We start from the raw sequence: 23151 nt of genomic DNA, 5'->3' as shown, positions 1-23151 counted from the left end.
AATTATGAAATTATTGCGGTTACCATATGATTTTACAGTATGCAAGGTTAAGGATATTTCTGAGATAGATTTACAGCAGGACTTTTGCTTCGTGGGAAAAACGGATGAGGAGATTTCTCTCGTGTGCCGGACCGAGACGGTTCCCGAAAATACGGTGGAACGAAACGATGGCTGGAAGTGCTTCAGAATACAGGGAGAACTCGATTTTTCACTCATAGGAATTCTCTCGGGGATATCCAAGGTATTGGCCAAGAACAATATAGGAATCTTCGCTGTTTCGACTTTTAATACGGATTATATTCTGGTTAAGGCCGAGAATTTCGAGCTTGCGCAGGAGGTTCTTGATAAGGCAGGCTACAGGATTATTTAAAGAGGGCTACATCAAAAATTACGTAGGAATATCGGAAAATCCGGAGGTCGGACATGGAATTGAAAAGTCAGCAGATGAGAAAAGTGGCTCCTGAACTTGATCCGCTAAGGATTGGGACGGGATGGAAGAACGAGGATCTCTCCAAGCCTCAGATTTTTGTTGAGAGCAGCTATGGTGACAGCCATCCGGGAAGCGTCCATCTGAAGGCGCTTATGGAGGAAGTCCTTAGAGGAATATCCGAGAAAGGCGGCCATGGCGCAAGATATTTCTGCACTGATATGTGCGACGGGGAAAGCCAGGGTACAGACGGAATAAACTATAGCCTCGCGAGCCGTGAAATGATGGCGGGAATGATTGAAATCCAGGCAAATGCGACACCTTTTGATGCAGGTGTTTATCTTGCAAGCTGTGATAAATCGGTTCCCGGGAATCTGATGGGAATGCTGCGCGTCGACATTCCCTCTGTTTTTGTGCCCGGAGGCGTTATGAAGGCAGGGCCGGAAATGCTGACACTGGAGCAGCTTGGCATGTACAGCGCGAAGTATGAGAGAGGAGAAATCGGAGAGGATAAGCTTAACTGGGCAAAGGCCAATGCCTGCCCGGGATGCGGCGCTTGCTCATTTATCGGTACAGCATCTACCATGCAGATAATGGCGGAGGCTCTGGGACTTGCACTTCCCGGAAGCGCGCTTCTACCTGCTTCGGGCGAAGAGATACGTGACTGCGCCTACAGATCCGGAATGAGAGCGGCAGAGATGGCGGGTAGCGAAGATATGCGACCTTCGAAGCTTCTTTCTCTGGATAGTTTTGAAAATGCGATCCTTGTACACGCTGCAATTTCAGGCTCCACGAACTGTCTCATGCATCTTCCCGCAATAGCGCACGAGATAGGAATAGAGATAGACGGGGACACCTTTGACTGTCTTCATAGGGGAGCCCACTATCTTCTTGATATCAGACCTGCCGGAAAATGGCCTGCAGAATGCTTTTTCTATGCGGGAGGTGTTCCTGCAATAATGGAGGAGATAAAAGACTATCTTCACCTTGATGCTATGACCGTTACAGGGAAAACTCTTGGCGAGAATCTGAAGGAGTTAAAAAATAACGGATATTATGAAAAGTGCGAGCGCGGCCTTTCGGAGTTTAACCGCCGTTATAATGTGCAGGCTACAAGACAGGATATTATCAGATCTTATGACAATGCCATTGGCACTGACGGAAGCATAGCGGTATTAAAAGGCAATCTTGCGCCGGAGGGAGCTGTAATTAAGCATACAGCCTGCCCGGAGGAGATGATGAAGGCCGTTTTGTATGCCCGCCCCTTTGACTCGGAGGAAGAGTGCCTTGAGGCTGTTCTTCACCACAAGGTTCAGAAAAATGATGCGGTTTTTATAAGGTATGAGGGGCCCAAGGGCAGCGGAATGCCGGAGATGTTTTACACTTCGGAAGCCATAAGCTCGGACAAGGAACTCGGAAGATCCATTGCACTTATTACAGACGGCCGCTTTTCAGGTGCTTCCACAGGTCCCGTGATAGGGCACTGTTCTCCGGAAGCCGCTTCGGGAGGGCCTATAGCGCTGGTTGAAGAGGGCGATCTTATTGAGCTTGATGTCAGAGAGAGGAAACTTAATATAATTGGAATAAAAGGCGAAAGGAGGTCTCCGGAGGAGATTGACAGAATCCTTCAGAACAGAAAGGAAAACTGGAAACCGCGCAGCGGTAAATACCAAAAAGGTGTGCTGAGACTTTTCAGAGAGCATGTGGTAAGTCCGATGAAGGGCGCATATCTTGACATGGATTAGTGACTTCCGCATAAAAAATCTGTTCATCAAAAATTAATATTTTGTTCGCTTGAAACATTCGTTCGATGGGTATACTATTAATGAACAAAAGTTCGGAACATACATTCGATATTTTAAAAAGGTATGCCTATGGATAGAGAGCAGAGAACATATTTCATAATTGATTTAAAGAGCTTCTATGCCAGTGTGGAGTGCGTGGACAGGGGGCTTGATCCCATGACGGCTCTTCTTGTTGTTGCTGATAAGGAGCGCAGCAAGGGGACTATCTGTCTGGCCATCACGCCCGCCATGAAGGCCCTTGGAATTAAGAACCGCTGCAGGATATATGAGATTCCCAAGAATTTGGAATATATCGTAGCGCCTCCCAGGATGCAGAGATATATAGATGTATCCGCGGATATTTATGGGATATATCTGAGCTATGTCGCCAAGGAAGATATACATGTTTACTCAATCGACGAATCTTTTCTGGATGTGACTGCCTATCTGGAGCTTTACGGACTATCGCCCCATGACCTGGCACTGAGCATCATGAACGACATAAGAGAACAGCTGGGACTAAGGGCTACCTGTGGCATCGGTACTAATTTGTATCTTGCCAAGGTGGCCCTTGATATACTGGCGAAGCATTCTCCGGACTTCATAGCGGAGCTCAACGAGGAATCCTACAGACAGAGGCTCTGGACACATAGGCCGCTCACCGATTTTTGGCGCATCGGCCCCGGAACAGCGCGAAGGCTAAACTCGCTTGGTATGTACACTCAGGGAGATATCGCGGTTTATCCGGAAAATTTGTTGTATAAACAGTTCGGAGTTCTTGCGGAGTACATCATAGACCATGCCTGGGGACGGGAATCCTGTACCATGAAGGACATCAAAAACTACAGAACCCGCTCTAAATCTCTTTCCTGCGGGCAGGTACTGATGAGGGATTACAGTTTTGATGAAGCCGTGATCATAGTGAAGGAGATGGTGGACGAGCTCTCACTTGATATGGTTGCGGCGCATGTGGTCAGTAATAATGTCTCGCTTTATATTGGCTACAGCGCAGGAACGTATCCATCTACCGGCGGGAATATGACTCTGCAGGTTACGACCAATTCCTACCGGATACTTAAGGATGCTTATGTCAGGCTGTATTACAAGACCACCAACAGGATGATACCGATAAGGAGAGTCATTCTAAGCGCCAATTCCATACTCGACGAATGCTTTGAGCAGTACAGTTTTTTTGTTGATCCCGAAGTGATGGAGAAGGACAGGAAGGTGACCAGGTCGGTGAACCGGATAAAGTCCCGCTATGGGAAAAATGCCGTCTTAAAGGGGATGGACCTATATGAAGCCGGTAATTCCATAGCCAGAAACGCCCAGATAGGCGGACACAAAAAGTAGGAGGCGCGTTTTATGCCAAGAGCAGACAGGGCAAGCCAGTTCATGCCCTTTTCGGCGCTTAAGGGCTTTGAGGAGGCACTGAGGGAAAAAGAGCGTCTGATCCCGGAAGGCATCCCTTATAAGAACAGAGACCTGATTAAAAGGGAAAATATAGCTGACGGGGATAATCCTATTGATGATTTGATGGATATAGATTCAGGAGATTTTGTTATGAGCAGGGTCATTGATGAAGTGGATGTTATCAGCGAACACAAGGCGGATGGAAGCATCATTCCGCTGCGTCTGCGCTTTATGAATGATGATGGGGAATATGAGACTTATACTATAAAGGCTTACAGAGAGAGCGAGAAAAAGGGCACGCACACAACGGAAGATGGTATTTTTGTTGGTGATTACACCTTCGTTTTTGAGTGTCTGATTGTTGTTATGAATATGAAAAGAGTAATACGACTCTACTATGATCCAAAATCCAATACTAAATGGCGATTAGCTGTATAATAATAGGATCAGGTAGAAAGGTATGGCATACATGAAAATATCACGAAAGACATCATTGGTAGTGGGGACCTTGATTTTTGCAGCACTGATCTGCTTTATGATAGCGGTATCTGCCCCCGTAGCTTCAAAAAGATATTCAATAAAGGGAATAGATGTATCACATCATCAGGGGAATATTGACTGGCCCAAAGTTTCTGAGCATGGTATCTCTTTTGCTTATATAAAGGCGACCGAGGGAAGCGGCTATGTGGATGAAAAACTGGCAGACAATTATGAGGGCGTCTCTAAGACAGATATCAACTACGGATTTTACCATTTCCTGAGTCTTGAAAGCTCAGCCGAGACGCAGATGGACAACTTCAGAGAAGCTGTAAAGGAATATAAAATGGAGCTGATCCCCACTATCGATGTAGAGTGGTACGGCGACATGCGAAAGAATCCGCCCCGGAAAAAGCTGGTTATATCAAAGCTAAAAGAACTCTCCGCACTCATGGAAGAGGAGTATGGAACAAAGCCTGTTATTTACACCACGCAGACTTTCTATTTCAAGTATTTAAGAGGAGAGATCGGAGAAAATCCGCTGTGGATCAGGAATACATTCTTTTTTCCGGTGCAGGACTTTGTAATCTGGCAGTATTCCGAGAAGCTCGACCTCGGCGATGCCGTAGAGCTTGGAAGATATGTCGATATTGATGTCATGACATCAGATGCTCAATTGAAAATGGATATTGACCAGGTAACCTATCGGTAAGGGGACATAGAAACGTGATAAGGAAAGCAGAACTCAGGGATTTATCCAGGATTGCCGAAATCCTGGTGTTTACAAAGAGAATAAAGTACAGATCAATCTTTCATAATGACGATTACTCTTTTAACGAGTTGCAAGTAGTCAGGGTTGCTGATGAATTCAAAGCTCCTGAACTACTGGATAAAGTCTGGGTATATGATGATGGCATAGTTAAAGGAATGATCCATCTGGAAGGAAAAGAGATCGTTGAATTATACGTGGATTACTTCTTTTGGGAGCAGGGCATCGGCTCTAAGCTGGTAGAATTTGCAAAAGAAAAACAAGATAGCAGATTCCTGTGGACGCTAGAGAAGAACGAAGACGCCATACATTTTTATGAGGCTCATGGGTTTAAGCTCAACGGGAAGAGACAACCAGAGGAAGGAACACCGGAATATATCGTGATGTTGGAGAGATGAACCGGTCAAGGACTTTATACTTTTTTAATATTTCATGGGTGTATTTTGTCAGTAGTTAAGACGATAAAAAATATATAAGAAATGGATAAGTGTCTTACTATGCGTTTTTAGATATATGAATGAAATGGATGTCGGCTTTTTTACAAGGAGGTAGATCAGTATGACAGGAATTAATGGTATTTCCGCATATCAGCAAATAAATCAGAGTGTCTATAACGAGAAATCAGGAGTATCTAAGACTTCTGATAAATGTAAGGCAGATCAGGCTGGTTCAGCAAAAAATTCTCAGCAGGCAAAAGTAGAAACAAAGACGTGGAGTCCCATAGACACCACTAGTTCGCTTGTGCCCAGAAAAACTGAATATGGGATGACTATTGGAGATGTGCAGCTTTCCGATAAGGCAAAGGACTACTATAATTCGCTGAAATCAAAATATCATAATATGGAGTTCATTGCTGTCAGCAAGGATATGAAAGCACAGGTCCAGCAGAATGCTGCCTCCTATGGCAATGCCAACAAAATGGTAGTCCTTATAGATGAAGAGAAGCTTGAGCGGATGGCGATGGATGAATCATATCGCAAAAAATATGAGGGAATCATTGCCATGGCACAGACAAAGATGTCAGAGGCTAAGATGGGACTTGCCAGCAGCGGCGCAAGTGTTAAGAATTTTGGGATGAGTGTTGATTCTAATGGTAAGGAGAGTTTCTTTGCCACTGTAAATAAATCTTCAGATCTTCAGAAAAAGCGTACAGAAAAGAAAGCAGCAGAGAAGAAGGCTCAGAAACTTCAGGAGAAGAAGAAAGCGGAAAAGAAGGCGCAGGAGGAACGTATCCAAAAAGCCAGAGATAAAAAAGCTGAAAAGGAAGATCCGGATAAAGAAGATACTGAAATTACAGATGTCGAGGAATATGTAACATTCGAAGCAGATTCCATGGATGAACTTCTCTCCAAGGTGCAGAAATACTCATATAATAATGCATCCGGAAAAGTTATGACGCAGTCAGAGCAGATGGTAGGAACAAAGATAGATTTCAGAGGCTGATGTTTTATGCACACAGCCGCACAGTGGAAATTGCTGCTATGCAGCGTGCGGCTGGCGCGAGAGGAATCGTATAAATACGATTCCTACATGTTATGAGGTACGGCATGAATATATCATTTATCACGAATAATCTATATAGTTCACAGTACATGAAGAATGCCCAGGGGAATCTCTATGCTCAGAAGACTGACGGAGCCATGAAGAATACAATTATGGGAAAGATGCCGGTAAATCCTTTTGTATCAAGCTTTGACAGAAGAACAGACAATGAGGTTAATGATCGAAAAGGATTATCACAGCAGATGCGGCAGATGATACGCTCACTGAAGCAGGATTCTCAGCAAGATCAGAATAATAAAAAAATAAATGATTTTCTGACATCATCCGGTTCCCCGGATGCAGCAGAGGAAGAGACAGCGCCTAAGCCGACCTATAATTATAAAGAGGTTGCATCCAAAATACAGAGTGCCAAGACATCAAACAGTGCCGGGCAGGCAGTACTGGCAGCAAAAAGAGCTGTGACGCAGATAAAGAGAAAGATTTCTGCGGGGGATGGTGATCCTGAGGAACTACAGTTTGCTTTAACCCATGCAAAGCGCATGGAAATGGTGGCAAGGAAAAAGAAACATCATCTGGAGCTGGAAGAAATGGTGGCTCGTGCTCAGAAGCAGGATGAGCGCCTTGACGAACAGGAAGATGCTGTTCGGGGTATTCAGAGTGCCATAACACAGGCAGAGGAAGAAAAGATCACTGAGAAAGAAGACCAAATCTTCGATGAGCGCGAGGAGATGCTGGAGGAAGCTCTAGAACAAATCGAAGAAAGCGGGGCTGATGTTTCGGATGAAATGATGGCAGACCTAAACAAGATGATCTCTGAATTTGGCGAAGAAGAACTGGAAGAGTTGGAAGAAACCATGGAGATGCTTGAAGATATGGAAGTGGTAGATCCGCATATGAGCAAAGAGGATTTTGAGGATCTAAAGCGGAAGCATAGGGCTTCGGAAAACAAGGCTATTGTAAAAGCAAATATGGAATACCTTAAAGATATGATCAAGCATGAGCTTGGAAAAGCAGGGAGTATTCCCGGTATGGGAGGTGGACAGTCAGCTTCTGGAGCGGTTGGAAGCCCGGCAGTGCAGGGAGTAACCGTATCAATGCCGGCAATGGCAGCTCCGGTTTCAGATGGGGGTTCGATTGATGTTTCAATCTGATATGTAGTGGATTATACGAAAATAACCAGTTAAAAACGAATCAGAAGACAATCAGAAGTATATTCAGTTTATGAGATTTTTCTGAAGTTTTATGCGGCTATTACTCTTCCGACATCTACCATGGCGAGAATTGTACCGATTCCTATTCCTACAATATGACCGCCTTGAACAGATTATAGACAAAAATATAGAAGTGGATCTATTGCTATACATATCATAGTTGTCCTATCAAACCATAAAAATATGAATATAGGACAATTATAATGATATAAATGTGTTATATTTGTCCTGTAACGACAAAAACATTATCAAATAGGACAATTAAACATGATAGGAAGATTAAAAGCGGTGAGTTTGCTGTTGACAACAATTATGAGGAAAAGATGCGGACCAGGGACAGGCTTATCCTGGAAAGGATTTCCAAAAAAAAGGTTGTGAGGAACACTCTTATAACAACTTATGGATTAAAAAGAAATCCCTATAGTGGGATATTTACCAATGTATTAACGCTTGAAGACCTGTTCATCTAAAACTAAGAAAAAATTCATAGACTCAGAAAATAACAGTACTTTTCTAGGCTTATATCTCCCTTTTGAAAAACTTAACGCGACTTTTATGCCCCTACGGGAACAAAAAGGTCGCGTTTACTATTTCACATATATTATTGAAAATATATATCATTTCCTTATGTGTAACGGTTGGTTGCGAAAGATAATCTCTTCCGCAACTATTTTTTATACATTTTTAAGATTATCAAATGACGCAATATAGTAGAATTAAAGGAACGGAGGTATATGCATGAACGGTAAAAAAGATTTTTCATTGTTAAACTGTATCGGATCAAGCCTGTTGGCCATTTTCTTCACTGTACCTGTCCACGAGCTATTCCATGCTCTTACATCACTGGCGTATGGTGATAAAGTCGTTATATATTCAGCCACGGCAGTTCTGCCAGCTGATATCATTAACTATGAAGCACTATCGCCTCTTAACCGTATTATGGTTACCGGGGGAAGTGCTTCAATTCTCAATGCTATCATTGCTGTTATTCTGGCAATAATACTGCTCAAATGCTCAATGGGATCAGCACTTCGTCTTTTCCTTACTCAGCTGATGGGAGCTCATCTTTGCCAGGGTTTTGGATACTTTCTGATAGGAGGTTTCTTTGGCGCTGGTGACTGGAGTAATGTATTCTCATATTTAGCTGATTTACCAGGCCTTGTAAGTACCTTGCGTATAGTATTGTCAATCCTTGGTTCTACTGGAATCGTAGTTTCATTCTTTTTACTGAATCATATGTCTTACTATTTCATAGAGGATCCCACAGATAAAAAAGTGAAAAAGTCTGTTGCCTTTAAGCTACATCTTTTGGTGTTCATATTAGGTATGGCTATTGGAGTACTTAATACGCTGATAGGCCCACATTATAAAAGCGGTGGCTTATCTATTGGAAGTATGATACTTTTTAACTTCATGTGGATACCATTTTTCTGGGGGTTCATGTTTACCGGTGTTATGAAAGTAAATCAGCCTAAAGAGAGCCGCTTTCTATATGCCCTCCCCAAGAAGCCGAACTTCGTATTAATTGCAGTTGGAATTATTTTGATGGCTATAGATATTTTTGTCTTCGGTCCGGGAATACAGTTCAATTAACGCAATATTGCATTTGTGCAAAGCAAGCCAAGAGCAGTTTCAATTCATTATTGAAATTTGCTCTCGTTTTATTATTGCTTAAGAATAGTAATGGTCAATCCTATTATGAGGAAACTTTTTGTCTTTTGAGAAATACCACTTAGACATCAAAAATAACCGAATAGACATAAATCATTGTTGGTATTTTCAGGCTATGTTACAGTCATACCATCAAGAAGCAAAATAACGAGGTGGCGGAAACTAACTTACAATTGATAATACAAAAAGCAAAAGAAAAGGAGGCACTCTATGAAGAATATTAAAACAGGAACAATATGTTCAATAATCAGCATGGTATCGGTACTAATTATGTTCCTGTGGGGATTTTTTGGAAATTCCTGGAATATAAGCTGGATTGCGGCAATGATTGGCGGAGTGCTTTCAGGAATTGTTTACATGATACGAAAAGACTTAGAAAGCAGCGATAATAATCATAACAGTTATTAAAATTGAATATTGGAACAATTTCTCACAAAAGCATAGTTAAATAGTTCAAAAGAAAAGGAGAATACACTATGGAAAAGATTCAAAAGAGTTCAAATACGGCAGTAACAATTGCAAAGGTACTCAGAACATTCTCTATTATTGGACTAGTATTTAGTGTGTTGGGAGCAGTCTGTGGATTTGCAATGAATGGCTTCATAAATCAGTATTATCAGGATCCCTCCAATGTCGCAGCAGCTCAGTCATCCCTTGAGGCAGACATGGGAATCTTTGGTCTAATTCCTTTTACCTCAATAAAAGAAGGCGGAAATTTCGGTATTTTCTTTGCAATTCAGCTTCTTTGCTGTGCTGTAGTCTGTGTTGCATTCATATATATATTCGGAATGCTTAAGAAAACCATGGAAAATGTAAGAGATACAGGGAAAGCCTTTGCCCTTTCGGAAACCGCTACCTACAAAAAGACTTTCATAATTACCAGTATATTGATTCTTCTTTTTGTGGATCTGGTTCCTGCGCTTATAGCAGGTATTCTTCTCATAGGGCTATTTAATGTAACCGTTGCCGGGCAGTCAGAATAATATGTTAAAAGGTGGGGTAAATGTCCGACTTTATTGATATCAAACTTATCATAGATAAGGCGTATGAAAAGCTCACAGTTACCATTACAAACAAAGAGCGCAGTGATGATGTTGAAGGCGTGATAGCTGCTATTCAGTCCTATGCCAGTAATAAGGTCCCTATGATTTCGGCATATTTCGAGGATGGCGTGGTTATGTTGCCTCAAAGACAGATTTTTAGGGCCTATATCTCAAGAAGAAAGGTTATGGTGCAGACTGCAGAAAAAATATATGAGGTAAAAATGACTCTTGGTGAGTTGGAAGCATTGCTAGATAAAGAAAGATTTGTCCGTATTTCCCAGTCAGAGATCATTAATCTGAAAAAAGTAAAGAGATTTGATTTTTCAGCCATCGGAACAATAGGTGTAGAACTGGAAAATGGTGAAAGCACATGGGTGGCCAGAAGAAGGGTCAAAAATGTGAAGAATGCATTGATGAAAGGAGGCGGCCATGAGCATTAGGACAAAGTTTACAATCAGGGCACTCTTTGGGTTCTCTTTGGGGCTCATAGCCGGTGCAATAATGTTTGTTCTCTATGCCAGTGATACAGAGCCACTAAATAAGAGCTACCTGATAATGCAGCTCTTTGGTTCAGGCTTTTTAGGAGTTATGGCAAATGGCGGAGCAATTGTATATGACTTTGAGGACTGGGGGCTTTTAAGGGCTACATTCACTCACTATGTTGTAACTTTTATCACAATGCTTGCTGTAAGTGAGCTACTTGACTGGTTTCCACGCAGCATAATACTAATTGTGGTTATATTTTTTTCTGCAGTCTATCTGATCATATGGCTCGTGGAATATGCTTTGTGGAAAAAGGAAATAAGGCATATCAACAGGGATCTTGAAATTATGAAAAATGTGAAAGATTAAAGAAAAAAAGTAAACATTTCGTTTCGGAAGCGCTTACTGTTTATGATTGCATTTGTTACATGATCTATTTTTAGGAAAATTACCGTTTAGACATCAAAAACAACCACATAGACATATTCTATTGTGAATCATCAGTGGAAATGATATTTTTCAGGTAAACAACAAACAAGCAAAGCTTATATCTTGTAACAAATGATCATCAGTCAACTACACAGATAACAGGAGGGTTTACCATGAGAGTTACTACAACTACAACCAACAGGAATACCGGACCTATAGGAAGTCTATTTGGATCCATAATCATGGTGATACTTGGAATAGTATTTATTTTTGTGTCATCCTTCATGGCAAAACAGAATGCCAGTTTAAAGGAACGGTGCACAGCACAGGTACAGGCGACGGTAACAGGTTTTGATAGGTCAGAGAGTTCTGAGAAAAGCAGTTCAAGTTCATCAGCTGTAACACCTGTGTTTGAATATGACTATAACGGACAGACCTATTCATCAAAAGCAGGTACCTACAGCAGTTCCTTTAAGGACACTTTTAATGTAGGAAGCAGCTACACTATTTATGTGGATCCAGACGATCCTATGGAGTTATATTCTGAAGATATCTCCAAATCAGACGGAACATTCCTGAATATATTCAGGTGGGGAGGAGTTGGTCTTATCATATTGGGAATTCTGGTCTTTGTGATTTCCCTTATAAAGGTTATAGCAATCGGAGGCGCAATCGGTTTTGCACTGATGCATTTCTTAAAGAAGAACGAGTGACCTATTATTCACACGTAGGCACGAGTCAGGAGACCATGCCAGCATGGTCATCTGGAAATGCCCGTGGGGTATTTGACTAACAAGGAAAACAAGGAGGTACAAGCATGAACAAAAAAGCATTCTCTACACTTATGATAGCAGCCTGCTCGGCAGCTCTTATTTCCGGGTATGGCTATGCACCAAAAAGCTCTGCTGAATCAAAGACAGCAGAGACAGTCAATGAAACCACTGAGGAAAAAGAGGCTAAAATTCAGGAAGCCTTTAAAGATGCCCAATACATTGAAATCGGAACCACCGGATATTTCATCAAAATCCCGAAAAGCTACTATCAGGGCGAAGTATATGATAATGAACGTAAGGATGACATGATAGCCTACTATAAGAGCGATGAATTCCTGATGGATTTCGATGTCTACCAGTTTCCTAATGAAGGAAAAAATCTGTACGATTATACCGAAGCAGAAGCAAAGCAATATAATGCTGACGGCATTACTGAAGTTACTATAAATGACACGGATCTCGGACTTTATTACTCAACGGAGAGCTATGAGGGCGAGGAAGGTGAATTCACTGTCGCAAACTATATTTTTGTATCAGGCAATGATTTTGGAGAGCTGTCCTTCTGGCAGGACGGAGATGAGGCTGAAGAGCTTACAAAGACCATCATCAATAGTATCACCACGACACCGGAGGAATCATCTGCAGAAGCCCTAATTCAGGGTGATGATATTGACTATTCCTACCTTATGTCAGAAGAGTACCAGAAAAAAGCACAGGCAATGATTGATGAGAAGATTGCCAATACAAAACTCACTCTGGATAAAAAAGACTCTTCCGAGGATGTAAATTCTTTAAAGGATGGTCAGTTCATTACTAAGGATAAGGTTCAGTGCAGAGAAGTAAAGATTAATTATGGGGAGGAAAATGGTGGAATGTACTGGTTTATAGTATACCTCTACAATGAGACCGGTGAACCAAAGGATTTCGATCCTGCAAAGTTCATGATTGAAACCAAGAGCGGTCAGCTGGTCTATCCCTGCCTTATGATTGATAGTCTCATAACTGTAAAGAGTGATACCCAGACAAATCAGTCCTTTACGCTTGTAGACACAAAAGATCTTGCTCCTGAAGAAGATGCAAATGTTTACTACGATGGAGTGCTTATAGACACGGTCAAAGTGTCAAAGTAAAAGGAATCAAAAACCATAAAATTGAAAATAAAATAATGCAAAAAACTAACAATGATTTACGAGCGGAGTAGATCAAAAGTCTACTCCGCATCTTTTAACAAATCTCTTGGGTATAATATAAGGCAATGATATTATTAAATAGAAGATTGTTAGAAGAGGAAATGCTATGAGCTATCAGAGAAGATTGATAAATTATATAGTTGCATGTGTTAATGAGTTTGCTGAAGCTTTTAATTTGAATGTTAAAGAAGCATATAGATATCTTCGAGATTTCAAGGGAATAGAGTTCCTGAAGGATTTCTATGAGGAAGAGCATCTTTTATCATTTGAAAATGTGGTTGAAGATTTACAAGCTCTTTGCCGGAGAAATGGAGGGACTATATGATTCTTTATCATGGTAGTAATGTTGATATACAAAATATCAGCTTGTCAGCTTGCAGACCATATAAGGATTTTGGTAGGGGATTCTATTTAATAGATATTCCGGAACAGGCTGAGCGCATGGCAGAACGAGTTGCTAGGATTTACGGTGGTGAACCTGTACTCTATATTTATATAAAAAGACATCTTCACAGTATTCATTCCATACACCTGCAGCTATTTCATTATTGAGGAAAATTAGTCATGAATGAGAAAAAGCAACTAATAGAGTATGCTATTCAGGATATTGTTGAAATGATCTCGAAAGATCAGAACGTAGAATATGACGAGGCTATGAACTTCTTTTATGAATCAGAGGTTTTTGATAAGCTTCAGGATGTAGAAACAGGGCTTTATCGTGAAAGCTCTGCTTATATCTATGATTTATATAAGGATGAGCTGAACTTCGGGTATATCGTTCAAGCTGAAATATAATAATCGCCTATTACATAGAGCAGTTATCTCAAACGAGGTAGCTGCTTTTTTTGCGCTCATTTTGAGCCTGAAACTATTTACTTTCAGAAGGAGGTAGGCGATGAACTACGAAGAATTCAAAGACAGGGTAGTAGAAGATGTAAGAAGAGAGTTAGAGACAAGAACCGGAAAATCCTACGATGTGCAGGCACACACTGTAGAGAAGATGAATGAGAACTACGATGCCATCACAGTTAAGCCGGAGGATGGGATCATAGGTGTGAACCTCAATGTCGAAGAGCTTTACAAGGCACATGAAGATGGGAACAGCTACGAGAGTGTTGTTGACAGAGCAGTATCCATGCATTTGAAGGATTTGTTAACGAATACATATGATATATTTTGTTATAAGGTTTAAGGCAGATGAATAATTTCTGCTGTAACAGAATCATTTCAGAAATGAAAAAGGTCGTTTCGTGATGAGATTATAGTTTTTCTTATGTATTTATGATACGAATATTTTGGAGGATTATTGCCTTATGAAGATAGCAGTATGTGATGATGAAGAAAAAATAAGAAACATAATAATGTCGGAGCTGAAATCATCATTTCCGGATGATGAGATTATAAGCTTTGGTATAGGGGAAGATGTGCTGAGATCTGTTGAACAAGATGGTTATATGCCGAATATTATTCTTCTGGATATTATGATGCCCGGCGTGTCCGGAATGGATGTCGCCAGGAAACTTCGTGATATTAGTGATGATGTTGTTATCATTTTTATAACAGGTGAAAAGCAATATGTATTTGATGCTTTTGATGTGAGAGCTTTCCATTTTCTTGTAAAGCCATTCTCAAATGAGAAGTTGGTAAGCGTGATAAAGGCTGCAAAAGAGGAAATAGCCAAAGCTACATTAAGGCCTCAAAAGAAGTATGTGATGTTGAACTCACGAGGCAGTCATATAAGACTATGCGCTTCTGACATTATATTTGCAGAAGTGTATGGGGCCAGGATAATCGTACACACAAGAACCGATGAAATTGAGTATTATGGACATCTTTCAGAACTGGAAAAACTTGTAGGTGATGGCTTTTTCAGGACTCATAGAGGGTATCTTGTAAATTTGCGATTCGTAAAGAAGTATGATGCAGGAAAGTGCTATATGTCTAAGGGGGAAGCACTTATTTCAAAACAAAACTATAAGGTTTTTGTAAAAGCTTTGATAGATTACAACAAAAAGAGAGCGGAGTAAGGTATTACTTCAAAAATTATAGAGGTGAAGAGAATTAATGATTACTGAAGCCATGTGGGACCAGGTAAATAATATATCGATGATTGCAAATGTGCTGTTAAATGCAGTGCTTGTTTCGGTTTTTTACATACCTTTTCTGAGAAGAAGAGTGCGCACAGTTATACTCGGAGTGGTCTATGCAGGAGTGATGTCTATATTGTATTTTGTTCCGGTGAACTTTTCCGGGGTAACTGCCTATGCTCTTGGCTGCAGTGCGGTATGTATTGCCTCCGTTTTCGTAGAGAGGGTGAACGCTCCGCAAAAGATGTTTTTATCAATGACGATGTATCTGCTTTTGTGGATATCAATGGAGCTTGCTGTTTTGCCATGGAATCTTATAAGCTCTGTGACTTTTATGAATCCAAAAGTGACAGGAGATTTACAGCAGATTATGCTTTATGGTTTGGCGCAGGCTATTCATGCGGTAATACGGTGCGCTGTTCTGAGCTTTGGAATTCATCTGATTAAGGTCATATACAAGCGCAAGAAAGAGTTAATGGAATGGAGAGAGCTGGCTTTTTTGTCCACAACATACATAGCAATAATTGCATCATACTGGATATGTACATTTATGGAGGAAGCCTTTGAAAAAGCTGCAGGTGACTATTTCGGGCATAGGTATCCTGTATATCATGGAATATGCGCTGTGTTCGGAGTGATAGCTTTTCTTGCCATGATGGCGGTAATCTATTTTTATCATAAAATAAAGGCATCAGAGGAAGAAGTACTGCAAAACTCACTTATACACAGTCAGATCGACGAACTTTCAGGGCATGTTCATTCCATGGAGAAGGTCTATTCGGATTTCCGTGGAATTAGGCATGATATCAACAATCATATTATGGTACTCGGTAATCTAATAAAGGAAAACAATAGTGATCAGGCTTTACAATACCTAAATGATTGGTCTGAGGATTTCCATACAGTAGACATAAATGCAAAGACCGGAAATCCAGTCACGGATATAGTGATTTCAGAGAAACGGAGACAAGCTGAAGATGCCGGAATACGATTTGTAGATGATTTTCACTATCCGGAGGAAGGAAAAGTGGAATCTATAGATGTGGGTGTTATTTTAAATAACGCTCTTTCAAATGCAATTAGGGCTGCTGAAGGTCAGGATAATCCGTTTGTTGAGATAAAATCCTGGCGTAGTGGTGATATGTTCATGGTTCAGGTCAGGAACAGTTTTAGCGGTGTTTTATGGATTTCTGATGAGGATGGACTTGTGAGAACATCGAAGCCGGATTTTGATAAGCATGGTTATGGACTGAAAAATATGCGAAGAATTGCAGAAAAGTATTTTGGAACAACACAACTGGAACAGGAGGATGATACAGTTATTTTCACAGCTATGATGGTAATTTAATGTAAAAACCAGTCCATTCATGATTGAAAAAGGTCCTTTCGCGAAAAATCTATAATGGTTTTTGGTTAACTTTCCGAAGCCTTTGTTAGAGATGAGAGGACTTGGCGGTTGTGAGCACTTAACGAGGTATCGAGTATAGTGCGAACGTGTTCTGACGAACGAAGTGAGGTCAGAACTTCCATTTTTAATACAAGGATGCTAGTCGCACTTAGCGAGCACCGCGAGCTTAGTAAGACTGTATGCGGAGCGAAGCGAAGGAGGTAAGTAAGATGGCTTTAACAAATGTAATGACTCAGTCTCTTATATCTGCCAGTACATCCATGAAACAGATACAGCTTCAGCAGGGAGTGAAGAAGCAGATGGATGGAAAGGCCGGTGTCCTGGATGCTGAGATCAAGAGAGATGAGGCATCAGGCGCAGATACCACAAAAAAGAAAGAAGAACTGGCTGAAACTCAGAAAAGATCTGAAGACATAGCAAATAACAATATGGAGCAGATTGCTGAGACTAATAAGGAAATGCAGAAAGCCAGGGAAACTGATGCAACCCTGCAGAAAGAGAATGAAAGAGCTGAAGCAGCGCGTGAAAAGAAGAGAGCTGAGAGAAGGTGGCAGGAACAGCATCTTCAGGAGGCTGCATCAGAAAGAAGGGCGGAAGAAGCAGACAGAGTTGCAAATGCACAGGCAAGGGCATCCGGATTCTCAGACGAAGAAAATGCAAAAGCACAGCAGATCGATGTCGGTGGCGTGAAAGTTTCCGTTGTTTCAGAGTCCACGCACAATACAAAGGTTCCGCATATTGATGAAAAGATTGCAAAATCAACAGGAACAGAGGTGTCTGCAGCAGAAGGCGTCAGTGTGAGTATTGATGTAAAGACTTGAGTCGAAAAAATAAAAAATCCAAAAAAATCATTAACAGCTATTAATTATTAACACACATTATCCGATATGTTATTATGAAAAGGTAACATATCGGATTATGTGGCATATTGAGGAGGTTTTCATGAAAAGAGAAGAAATGCTTCCTAGTGAGAGTGAATGGCTGATAATGGAGACACTTTGGGATGCTGGAAGAGACCTTACTTCTGTAGAGATATGTGAGAAACTTCCCGGACAGGACAAAATGTCGCAGCGAATGGTGAGAGTTCTTATCAACAGGCTGTGCAAGAAGAATCTTATTTCATATACAGTAGATGAAAAAGATAGCAGAGTTTATCATTATCTTCCCATAAAGACAAAGGAAGAATGCAGACGTGAAAAGAGCATAGATTTTGCCAATAATTATTTTGGAGGAAATAAACTAGGTGCGGCTTTTGCTTTTCTGGAGGCAGAGTCACTTACTGAAGAGCAGATAAAGGAACTTGAAAACATTATAAAGAATGCAAAGAAGAATAAGTAGCTCACGGATGAGCAGAGGTATGTTATGCAAGGACTGCAGCAATTCTTTACAAATATATCACAGTTTTTTGAATTTTTGGTCGTTTATTATTCGATCATTTTAGGTTTCTGTGCGCTTATATCAGTACTGGTTTTGGGGATCATTATGTTCCTTAGAAAGACTGTCTTAGCAGATAGAGTATTTGCGAAGGCTGCTTCTTGGGGACTATTGATCCTTTGTTTATTTTGCGGAAAACTTAAGCTTATTTTCGAAACCAAAGCCGGGTGGTATACATTGGGCAGATGGGATCTGTTATGTGCACACAGGATCGTTTCAATTATCTATATAGTTGGAATATTCATATTTGCGGCATATTTTATATACAGAAGAAGGCGACTACATAAATTTGTGAAGGGGCTGGATAAAGCCACGACATGCAGCTTTGATAATGAAATTAGAAAATATCCGGGTACTATTTCCCCTTTCTGCATAGGTTGTATCCATCCTATAATAGTTATTCCGGAAAAGCTTGACGTGCAGAATGCTCTTATAGTTATAAAGCATGAAGAAACTCACATTAAACTGGGACATCTTTGGATAATTGCCGGATATGATATGGTGCGGTGTCTTTTGTGGCCTAATGTTTTTCTTCATATTGCTGCAAAGTACATAAAAAGGGATCTTGAAGATGTTTGTGATGCTGTGACTATGCAAATGAATGGGATTGATCCTTTTGACTATGGCGAATCACTTTTGGCAAATGCCAAGGAAATCATGCTGTCCCGAAAAAACATGAAGTGCGAAGAGGGGTTCCTTTTTGCATGGGATGATAATTATAAGGTGCTAAATAAAAGGATTCACAGGATACTTGAGAGGAATGGCTATGACAGAAAAGTGGTTTTAGCCGGTGGTATCCTTTTCATAATGGCACTTATAGCTTCAATCTTTGGAATAAAATGCTTTTCGTACAAGCGTAATAACCCGTTGGATATAAGTGGCATTTACAGCATGACAAAGATGGATACGGTTGTACAAGATACAGAAGAAAAGATAGTTACAGGGTATGATGGGGATTACATATATATTGATGGAGCAGCTTTAAAGGAAGCATACCCTGATGCTGAAATAGAAGAGCAGCCTCTATTTGTATTTGTCGGGGGATATTATAAAATCCCCGGAGTTGGCGGTGGAGGAGGCTGGGGAGAATTTTCGGCATCTGACGTTAAGGACGGAGTGTTCAGAATAGAGAACCATGATGATATAGACGTATGGAACTGGATGATAATGTGGTTATGAAAAATTTTTATGCGTAGCGAAGCAAGGATGCTAGTCGCACTTAGCGAACTTGTGAGCTTAGTAAGACTGTATGCGGAACGAAGTGGAGAAGGCGATAACTATGTATGGATATGAACTACAGATCAGAGGAAATACAGAGTATTACTCAAAGCGCTTATATGACCTTAATGGTAACCATGTAGGGACTATCTCTATGTCCAGACCAAGGAAAACGAGTAACAGCTCTAAAAAGAAGAGACCTGCTATGTATAGCTTCAAGCAGGTTTCAGCACAGGTATTAAGTGCCAAGACTTCCGCAAAAGCTGCTCAGGTTTCAATCGGGATCAGGATGAAAATTGGGAACCTTCAGAAGAAGCTGAAAACCGGAGAATACGATGATGAAGAGATTCTGAGGGCAATCCTGCATGCGGAAATGGTTCAACGTGCCTGTGAGAAGAAAAAGAAGAACCTGAAAATGGAAGAAACTGCTGAGCAGAACATGGACGAAGAATTGCCTTCTGAGCAGGAAAATCCATTAGAAAATGATCAGTCTGATGAAGAAATAAAGGAACTTGAACAGGAAGAGTTCGAAGCTCTTATGGAAAAGCTGGAAATGTCTGCTGAGGAAATGTATGAAGAGGCTGAGGAAACGGCTCAGCTAGATCAGGAGCTAGATGAGATGGCTGAGGCACTCTCAGGGACTATGGAGCCGCAGGATCTTGAACAGCTAAAGGCTAAACACAGATCTGATGAAGCAAGGGATATCATGAAGGCTGACTTAAAATATCTAAAGGCAATGTTTGAAAGACTTCAGGCAGAAAAAGAAAACTTGGGAAAATCTTCAGTTTCATCAGGCTTTGATAGCGGTGTTTCGCTATCACTTGGCGGAGATGAGATGCCCGTGATGGTACAGGACTCTGGAATGACAGAAGTAGGTGGCATGGTTGATGCAGAAATATAGCTTTTTTATAACTAAATGATTAACAGATGTTAATAAAGGAGGTATTTGTTATGAGTACAGGATTAGTAGGAAACATTCAGAATACTGATTATTCAGTCATGAACACAGAAAACTATAGTTCTGAAAACGGAAAGAAAACTGACAGTGTTCAGGAAGTAGCAAACGAGAATAAAGAATCTGCGGCAGTTTACGAGAAGACGGCTGAAAAGGATGCAGGGTTATATAGCATAAATAAGAAGTCACCTGCAGACAGAGCAGCAATAGTTCAGCAGATGAAACATGCTGAAGAGGATCAGAGAAACAAGCTTCTGGAAATTGTCAGGAAAACATTGGAAGGTCAGGTTTCAGCTTTTGGAAAGGCAACAGATGACAGCTTTTGGAAAAGATTGGCTGGTGGCAATTTCAAGGTAGATGCAGCAACTAAAGCTCAGGCACAAAAGGATATTTCTGAAGATGGATATTATGGTGTAAAGCAGACTTCTCAGAGACTTTTTGACTTTGCATCAGCTCTTGCAGGCGATGATGTAGAGAAAATGAAAAAGATGCAGAAGGCTATGGAAAAGGGATTCAATCTGGCTACAGGTGCATGGGGGAGAGAGCTTCCATCCATATGTAATGAAACATTGAAGGCAGCAAACAAGCTTTTTGATGATTATTATAAATCAAAGGAAGTTCAGGGCTCGCAAAGCTCACCTGAACTAAGTAGTACACTAAGCGCCGAAGGACAGCGCTAAGTGATTACTTAAAGGAAGAGGAGACTGCAGCCACTACAGCAAATGCTACTGAGCAATAATCTATGGGAGGATCTGCTTATGAACATAAACATACAGGGGTTAAAACTGTTTAATAATTTTTCCTCCAAGGCAGAGCAGAACCGGATGGAACGGCAGCAAAAACGTGATAATCAGATTGCGTTTATCGAGAACCAAAAGCATAATCTGAAAAATATACAGTCTGAAACTATTGAAGACATAAAGAGAAAGCTACAGATGATAGAAGACTATGATAATCAGATAGCTGCTGTTAAAGCGGAATACAACCATGAACAGGTATTCCATGTGCTTGACGAGGCATGGGAGACCGGAGAGAAAATTGCTGAAGCGGCTGAAAAAGCTGCACCCAAGACACCTGAAGAACGCAAAGAAGAGCTTATCGAAGAAGCAACAGGAGCCACGAAGAGCGATGGACTTCTTGCGGATGTCATGGATGAACTTGAGGATATCGCTGATGAAATGGAAGAGATGGAAGAATCCATTGAGGAGATTGAAGAGAACCTTGAAGAAATGGATGAAAACATGGAATCAGTTGAATCTGTTGAAGATATACCAGAGGAAGATAAGCTGATTGCCGAAGAAATGGAAAATGATCAAAGCATGGATGGGAAGACTTTAACAGAACAGCAGAGGCTGGAAGAACTAATGATGCACAGAAAAAGGATAGACATTAAGGTCTGAGACCTGGAATATGATGGATACAAGCTCTTTCATGAAATTATCAATTTTCATAAAAAGATTGCATTCACAGTGAAGCAAAGGAGGGCAAGGAGATGTCAACGATAAGAGACTCATTAAGTGGTAGTTATTATGATAAATCTGATCATGATTTCAGCGATTATAATCAGAATGCAAGCTCTTTTTTATCGGGGCTAAATATAAATACCAGCACAAGTGCAACAAGCCCTTTTAGTGTTTCTGATTATGCTATGCTCCGAAATGGCTCGTACAAAAAGCTTGTGAAAGCATACTATGCCAAGCAGAAAGCAGAAAATGCTGCTGCAGGTAAGGACTCGCATGCAAAGCTTACTTCTATGGCAAGTAATGCAGGAACATTGACGAAAGCTGCGCAGAATCTGATGAAGGACTCTCTTTGGCAAAAAAAGCAGAAGACTACTAAAAATGAGGAAACAGGTGAAGAGACAGTAACTGAAGAGTACGATTGGGATAGTATCAGCAAGGCTGTTAAGAGCTTTGTGGATAGTTACAACCGAACATTGGATGGTGCTGCAGAGTCAAATACCAAAGATGTGCTTAGATCTGCTACATGGATGATTAAGACAACCGAAGTAAATGAGGATTTGCTAAACAAAGTAGGAATAAGCATTGGAGCAAATAATAAGCTTGAGGTGGATGAGGATAAGCTTAAGAGTTCAGATATAAAAACACTAAAGACACTTTTCGCCGGGTATAATTCGTTTGCGTCAAAGATGAGTGACAAAGGAAGGGCGATTACTAACGCTGCAGCAAGAGGTGGCGGAACATATAATAGCCAGGGAAGATATTCGGATGCACTTTCATCGCTGTTGCCTTCAACTGTTGATAAGAAGGAATAATGTCCACTCATGACATAAAACTGACCATTCATAACATTGACCTATAGAGAGTGATGGCAAAATGTTATGATTAAATAAAGTTGGAATTCAAAAAGCTTACATGAAGGATCATGCTAAGCTTTTTGTTATGTCTATGGATATGACTTTGTTATTAACTGCTATATGCTTTTGGCTTTTGGGCAGTATGTATGGAAATGGAGATAAAACGTAAAAACAGAAAGTAGGTTCACATCTTATGGGAAAAATGTGTTTTGCAATCTGTGATGATGAAAAAGCAGTACGAGAATTACTTTACGGATGGCTTTCCGGAAGTGTGTATAACGCAGAAATAAAGGAGTATTCATCAGCTGAAGACCTCATAAAGGACATAGATTCAGGATCCAAAATAGATGTGCTTTTTCTTGATATAGCTATGGGTGGTACTGATGGAATTGAGGCAGCCAAAACTCTGGGGGAAAGAATTGAAGAAAGTGGCCGCAGTATCAGGGTTTCAAGACCACTTATCATATTTGTCACAGGTATTCCAGACAGAATGGGAGATGCTTTTGGTGTAAGGGCATATGGTTATCTTCTTAAACCAATATCCAAAGCCGCATTTGAG

Annotated in this window: 29 protein-coding genes; all 29 read left to right on the top strand. The window is 40.8% G+C overall.

Features of this window, described 5'->3' with window-relative positions; translation table 11 throughout:
* Positions 1-4 precede the first annotated feature (4 nt).
* A complete protein-coding gene (locus BLR42_RS06145; RefSeq protein ID WP_091820870.1) occupies positions 5-370 on the top strand; it encodes an ACT domain-containing protein in 366 nt (121 codons plus the stop codon).
* Between the two features lie 53 nt (positions 371-423).
* Positions 424-2172 (top strand): dihydroxy-acid dehydratase, encoded by a 1749-nt coding sequence (gene ilvD, locus BLR42_RS06140; protein ID WP_091867512.1) that lies wholly within the window; start codon positions 424-426, stop codon positions 2170-2172.
* Between the two features lie 129 nt (positions 2173-2301).
* The gene (locus BLR42_RS06135; protein WP_091867511.1) at positions 2302-3564 is read left to right on the top strand and encodes a Y-family DNA polymerase; all 1263 of its coding nucleotides are present in this window, start codon (positions 2302-2304) and stop codon (positions 3562-3564) included.
* Positions 3565-3576: 12 nt separating this feature from the next.
* Complete coding sequence (locus BLR42_RS23515; protein WP_242879230.1) at positions 3577-4062, top strand: hypothetical protein; 486 nt, start codon at positions 3577-3579, stop codon at positions 4060-4062.
* A 22-nt stretch (positions 4063-4084) separates the two neighbouring features.
* Positions 4085-4813, top strand: coding sequence for a GH25 family lysozyme (locus tag BLR42_RS06125; RefSeq protein WP_091867507.1), 729 nt, complete (start codon positions 4085-4087; stop codon positions 4811-4813).
* 14 nt (positions 4814-4827) lie between these two features.
* The gene (locus tag BLR42_RS06120; RefSeq protein ID WP_091867505.1) at positions 4828-5268 is read left to right on the top strand and encodes a GNAT family N-acetyltransferase; all 441 of its coding nucleotides are present in this window, start codon (positions 4828-4830) and stop codon (positions 5266-5268) included.
* Between the two features lie 160 nt (positions 5269-5428).
* Positions 5429-6313, top strand: a complete 885-nt coding sequence (locus tag BLR42_RS06115; protein WP_091867503.1) for a DUF6033 family protein — start codon at positions 5429-5431, stop codon at positions 6311-6313.
* A gap of 104 nt (positions 6314-6417) precedes the next feature.
* Positions 6418-7524 (top strand): hypothetical protein, encoded by a 1107-nt coding sequence (locus BLR42_RS06110; RefSeq protein ID WP_091867502.1) that lies wholly within the window; start codon positions 6418-6420, stop codon positions 7522-7524.
* Positions 7525-8322: 798 nt separating this feature from the next.
* Complete coding sequence (locus tag BLR42_RS06105) at positions 8323-9177, top strand: hypothetical protein (protein ID WP_091867501.1); 855 nt, start codon at positions 8323-8325, stop codon at positions 9175-9177.
* A gap of 288 nt (positions 9178-9465) precedes the next feature.
* Positions 9466-9663: a hypothetical protein gene (locus BLR42_RS06100; RefSeq protein WP_091867500.1), complete on the top strand. Its 198-nt coding sequence runs from the start codon at positions 9466-9468 to the stop codon at positions 9661-9663.
* Between the two features lie 68 nt (positions 9664-9731).
* Entirely contained in the window at positions 9732-10238 is a 507-nt protein-coding gene (locus BLR42_RS06095; protein ID WP_091867499.1) for a hypothetical protein, read from the top strand.
* Between the two features lie 20 nt (positions 10239-10258).
* A complete protein-coding gene (locus BLR42_RS06090) occupies positions 10259-10738 on the top strand; it encodes a LytTR family DNA-binding domain-containing protein (protein WP_049945951.1) in 480 nt (159 codons plus the stop codon).
* Entirely contained in the window at positions 10728-11150 is a 423-nt protein-coding gene (locus BLR42_RS06085; RefSeq protein WP_091867498.1) for a DUF3021 domain-containing protein, read from the top strand. Before BLR42_RS06090 ends, BLR42_RS06085 begins: the two co-directional genes overlap by 11 nt.
* A 233-nt stretch (positions 11151-11383) precedes the next feature.
* On the top strand, positions 11384-11923 hold the full coding sequence (locus BLR42_RS06080; RefSeq protein ID WP_026511884.1) for a DUF3592 domain-containing protein: 540 nt from the start codon (positions 11384-11386) through the stop codon (positions 11921-11923).
* A 104-nt stretch (positions 11924-12027) separates the two neighbouring features.
* Positions 12028-13113, top strand: a complete 1086-nt coding sequence (locus BLR42_RS06075) for a hypothetical protein (protein ID WP_091867496.1) — start codon at positions 12028-12030, stop codon at positions 13111-13113.
* Positions 13114-13279: 166 nt separating this feature from the next.
* Positions 13280-13498 carry a DUF3791 domain-containing protein gene (locus tag BLR42_RS06070; RefSeq protein WP_091867495.1) on the top strand — a complete coding sequence of 73 codons (219 nt, stop codon included), beginning with the start codon at positions 13280-13282 and terminating at the stop codon, positions 13496-13498.
* Positions 13495-13725 carry a DUF3990 domain-containing protein gene (locus tag BLR42_RS06065; RefSeq protein ID WP_091867493.1) on the top strand — a complete coding sequence of 77 codons (231 nt, stop codon included), beginning with the start codon at positions 13495-13497 and terminating at the stop codon, positions 13723-13725. The genes BLR42_RS06070 and BLR42_RS06065 overlap by 4 nt, the downstream gene beginning before the upstream one ends.
* Before the next feature lie 12 nt (positions 13726-13737).
* The gene (locus BLR42_RS06060; protein WP_091867491.1) at positions 13738-13968 is read left to right on the top strand and encodes a hypothetical protein; all 231 of its coding nucleotides are present in this window, start codon (positions 13738-13740) and stop codon (positions 13966-13968) included.
* Positions 13969-14068: 100 nt separating this feature from the next.
* Positions 14069-14365 carry a DUF5688 family protein gene (locus BLR42_RS06055; RefSeq protein WP_091867489.1) on the top strand — a complete coding sequence of 99 codons (297 nt, stop codon included), beginning with the start codon at positions 14069-14071 and terminating at the stop codon, positions 14363-14365.
* Positions 14366-14486: 121 nt separating this feature from the next.
* Positions 14487-15200 (top strand): LytR/AlgR family response regulator transcription factor, encoded by a 714-nt coding sequence (locus tag BLR42_RS06050; protein ID WP_091867487.1) that lies wholly within the window; start codon positions 14487-14489, stop codon positions 15198-15200.
* A 37-nt stretch (positions 15201-15237) separates the two neighbouring features.
* Positions 15238-16608: a sensor histidine kinase gene (locus tag BLR42_RS06045; RefSeq protein WP_091867485.1), complete on the top strand. Its 1371-nt coding sequence runs from the start codon at positions 15238-15240 to the stop codon at positions 16606-16608.
* A gap of 269 nt (positions 16609-16877) precedes the next feature.
* Positions 16878-17489 (top strand): hypothetical protein, encoded by a 612-nt coding sequence (locus BLR42_RS06040; RefSeq protein WP_091867483.1) that lies wholly within the window; start codon positions 16878-16880, stop codon positions 17487-17489.
* Between the two features lie 121 nt (positions 17490-17610).
* Positions 17611-18006: a BlaI/MecI/CopY family transcriptional regulator gene (locus BLR42_RS06035; RefSeq protein WP_091867481.1), complete on the top strand. Its 396-nt coding sequence runs from the start codon at positions 17611-17613 to the stop codon at positions 18004-18006.
* Between the two features lie 144 nt (positions 18007-18150).
* Complete coding sequence (locus tag BLR42_RS06030) at positions 18151-19281, top strand: M56 family metallopeptidase (RefSeq protein ID WP_170832649.1); 1131 nt, start codon at positions 18151-18153, stop codon at positions 19279-19281.
* Positions 19282-19351: 70 nt separating this feature from the next.
* Complete coding sequence (locus BLR42_RS06025) at positions 19352-20221, top strand: hypothetical protein (RefSeq protein ID WP_139165111.1); 870 nt, start codon at positions 19352-19354, stop codon at positions 20219-20221.
* A gap of 50 nt (positions 20222-20271) precedes the next feature.
* Positions 20272-20955 (top strand): hypothetical protein, encoded by a 684-nt coding sequence (locus BLR42_RS06020; protein ID WP_091867475.1) that lies wholly within the window; start codon positions 20272-20274, stop codon positions 20953-20955.
* A 78-nt stretch (positions 20956-21033) separates the two neighbouring features.
* Positions 21034-21675, top strand: coding sequence for a hypothetical protein (locus BLR42_RS06015; RefSeq protein ID WP_091867473.1), 642 nt, complete (start codon positions 21034-21036; stop codon positions 21673-21675).
* A gap of 92 nt (positions 21676-21767) precedes the next feature.
* Positions 21768-22550: a hypothetical protein gene (locus BLR42_RS23510; protein WP_242879228.1), complete on the top strand. Its 783-nt coding sequence runs from the start codon at positions 21768-21770 to the stop codon at positions 22548-22550.
* Between the two features lie 235 nt (positions 22551-22785).
* Positions 22786-23151 (top strand): LytR/AlgR family response regulator transcription factor (locus BLR42_RS06005; RefSeq protein ID WP_139165110.1); only part of this gene is annotated, 366 nt, incomplete at its 3' end.

This window comes from Butyrivibrio sp. INlla16, assembly GCF_900104155.1.
GTDB lineage: Bacteria > Bacillota > Clostridia > Lachnospirales > Lachnospiraceae > Butyrivibrio.
This window is presented reverse-complemented; position numbering and strand designations above follow the sequence as displayed.